This window comes from Mycobacterium sp. (genome assembly GCF_050701675.1).
In the GTDB taxonomy this organism is placed as follows: domain Bacteria; phylum Actinomycetota; class Actinomycetes; order Mycobacteriales; family Mycobacteriaceae; genus Mycobacterium.
On sequence record NZ_JBOGDD010001222.1, the window covers coordinates 1 to 3,242 of the forward strand.

General features: G+C 65.4%; 4 protein-coding genes. 3 read left to right on the forward strand and 1 reads right to left on the reverse strand.

Translation table 11 applies throughout. The features are described from left to right. Positions 1-715 (reverse strand): LacI family DNA-binding transcriptional regulator (locus ACRDUX_RS37975; protein ID WP_526422232.1); only part of this gene is annotated, 715 nt, incomplete at its 3' end. A gap of 131 nt (positions 716-846) precedes the next feature. On the opposite strand from ACRDUX_RS37975, the gene ACRDUX_RS37980 reads away from it, so the two are divergent. From ACRDUX_RS37980 to ACRDUX_RS37990, 3 genes are all read left to right on the forward strand, one after another. Further along, on the forward strand, positions 847-1,944 hold the full coding sequence (locus tag ACRDUX_RS37980) for an asparaginase (RefSeq protein WP_526422234.1): 1,098 nt from the start codon (positions 847-849) through the stop codon (positions 1,942-1,944). 8 nt (positions 1,945-1,952) lie between these two features. Then, complete coding sequence (locus tag ACRDUX_RS37985) at positions 1,953-2,849, forward strand: nitrilase family protein (protein WP_526422236.1); 897 nt, start codon at positions 1,953-1,955, stop codon at positions 2,847-2,849. Between the two features lie 37 nt (positions 2,850-2,886). Next, a partial coding sequence (locus tag ACRDUX_RS37990; protein ID WP_526422238.1) for a hypothetical protein occupies positions 2,887-3,242 on the forward strand: 356 nt, incomplete at its 3' end.

A 3,242-nucleotide genomic window follows, 5' to 3' on the forward strand; every position in this document is an offset into this window, starting at 1 on the left:
CGTCAAAGGGACAGTGAAGGACCCTCGCCTGCGGGATGGGGTGACCGGCGCCGGCATAGACCGCACGGAATCCGGCGGTGCGGTCAACTGAAGTGCTTGAGTACGCCTCACCGGCGATGATGGCCACCTCGGTGTGGCCCTGCTCCAGGAGGTGCCTGGCGGCCAGGCCACCCCCGACGACGTCGTCGCACGTCACGCTCGGATAGTCCGCCGAGCGGCGGCTGACCAGCACGAAGGGCACCTCGCGGCGCTCCAACGAGGTCAGCAGGTCGTCATCGTCGACCACCGCGTCACCGATGATGACCCCGTCGACGCGGCGAGCCAGCAACATGTCCGCGGCCTCTTTGCGAAGCTCTGCCTCGTCGTAGCTATTGGTGACGAACGTCTGATACCCGAGCTTGCGTGCCGAGTCACTGATTCCCTCATAGATGGTGGCCAGCACCATGTCGGTCAATCGGGGAACTAGCACACCAACCAAGTTGCTGCGGCTGGTACGCAAACCGGCAGCATGCGGATTCTTCGAGAAGCCCACCTCGAGGGCGATCCGTTTGATCCGCTCAACCGTCTGGACCGAGGCCCACCGGGCGGGGTCGCCACCGGTGGTCGACAAGACACGCGACACGGTCGAGACGCTGACCCCGGCGAGTTCCCCAATGGTGCGCAGCGTCGGCCGGCCGGAGTCGTCCAGGTGCGGCACTACTGGTGTCTCGGTCACCCGCTACCCCTTCTGGCCGACGGTCGCTTCTAGTGAAGCACTCCGCACCACATTCCACCCAAACGATTGCGGTGATCTCCACCATACTGCTAGCGTTCCCCCAATCGATTGACGCAAACGATTGGGTAGCGATGCGAACTGTGGTGGTCATCACGACCGGCGGAACGATCGCCAGCACCGCTGATAACGACGGGGTCAAAGTAGCCACCGTTCCGGGTGACGAATTGGTTACCAGTGCGATGACTCCGGACGGCGTCGCGGTGCGCGTAGTCGACGTCTCATCGCTCAACAGTTACGCGATGACATTCGACGACATGGATCGAGTTCACAGCGCCGTACGTGCAGCGTTGGACGACTCCTCCACCTGCGGAGTCGTGGTGTCTCACGGCACCGACACGCTGGAGGAGACGGCGATGCTGGTCGACCTGTTCCACCACGATCCGCGTCCGGTCGTGTTCACCGGCGCTCAGCGCAGCTGCGACGACGCCGAGGGCGACGGTCCGCGCAACCTGCGCGACGCGATCGCCGTCGCCGCCTCGTCCACGCCGCGCAATCTCGGAGTGCTGGTCTGTTTTGCCGGGGTCTTGCACGCTGCCCGCGGCACGCGGAAGGTGCACAACACCGCGTTGGAAGCCTTCTTCGACGTCGACAACGGGCCCATCGGCATCGTCGTCGATGGATGTGTGCGGGTGCATGGCAAGCTCGCACGAGCCGAAACCGGCTTGGTGTCGCCGGTGGCCATCGCAGGCATCCGGGTCGACACCGTCGCGCTATACCCCGGCGCCGACAGCGTCGCCATCGATGCGCTCGTCGCTGCCGGGTCACGCGGACTCGTACTCCAGGCCACCGGCTACGGCAACGCAAATCGCGACATCGCCGCAGCAGTAGGTACTCACACCGCCGGCGGCATTCCCATCGTGTTGTCCTCGCGAGTGTCGGCAGGCCCGATCCGCGCGGTCTACGGCGGTGGCGGTGGCGGTGTCGACCTCACCGCGGCCGGCGCCATACCGGCGGGGTTCCTGCGTCCTAGCCAGGCGCGAATTCTGCTCGCCGCCCAGCTCGCCGCCGGCGCCGACCGCACCCAGATCGTGCGCGCATTCCACGGACGCGCCGAGCGCTACACCGACCGCGCCGACGACCCATCAGCACGTCATTCGTCGACCACCAAACCACCAAGCGCTGACCAGCAGACACAGCCAAGCGTCGTCATCCCAACGATCAGGAAGTAGGACAGCTCATGAGGTCATCCACCAACCCGGCCGTCAACCAGATCAAGGTCGCCGCCGTGCAATTCGACATGCACGTCGGCGTCGAGAACAAGGACGCCAACCTCGCGGCGTCGATCCGCCACATCCACGACGCCGCCGCAAAGGGTGCACGGCTCATCGTGCTCCCGGAGCTGGCCAGCACCGGCTACTCCTTCGACACCAAGGAGGAGGCCTACGCGCACGCCGAGGAAGTCCCGACCGGGCCAACATGCCAGGCATGGATCGAGACGGCCCAAACCACCAATACCTACATCGTCGCCGGCGTGGCCGAGGTCGATGGCGTCCACCTCTATGACACCGCAGTACTCATCGGCCCCGAGGGTTACATCGGGCGCTACCGCAAGACCCACCTGTGGAACCGCGAGAAGCTCATCTTCACCACCGGCGACTCCTACCCAGTGTTCGACACCCGCATTGGGCGCATCGGCCTACTCATCTGTTGGGACATCTGGTTTCCCGAGGTCGCACGTATCCTCGCCGCGCAGGGAGCCGACGTCATCTGCTCGGTCAACAACTGGGTGTGGACCCCGCCACCGCTGTTCGACAAGGCCGGAAACTGCATGGCCTCCTACCTGACGATGGCCACCTCACACAGCAACAACATTCCCATCGTGGCCGCCGACCGCGTCGGTGAGGAGCGCGGCGGCAAATTCCTGGGCTGCTCACTGATTACCGGCACGAACGGCTGGCCGATCGGCGACATCGCCGACGCCGAGGAACCCACCACCCTCTACGCCGATCTCGACCTCGCAGCATCGCGATCGGCGCTGATCTGGAGCGACCTCAACGACCTGGCCCGCGACCGCAGAACCGACCTCTACGACCCGCTGCTCGGATACACCGGCGCCAGGCACCTGGCCCGATGAGCATGACGACGCCCACCAACGCGGAAGGCCACTCCGCATGAGCGCACCTGAACAACCCCCCACCGGACGAACCACGTCCCGCGCGGCGGCACCAATAGAAGGCGCCACCGCCACACACTCCAAAACCTCAGCGCAACAACAGGAACTACGGCTCCCGGGCCTACTCATCGGAAGCGTCATCGTGGTCGGCGCCTTCGGACTGCTCTTCGCGGCGCTGGTCCAACTCAGCCCGCATCTCCCTGGGTACGGAACGCCCTACGTCGACTGGATGAAACGCGTCCAACTCGGCGACGGCCTGGCCCGCGTGCAATGGGCGCTCGGGGACATGACCGAACCACAGTTCTACAAGTCATGGATCGCATCCCTGGGTCTGCTCGCCGGCACCGCGATCGC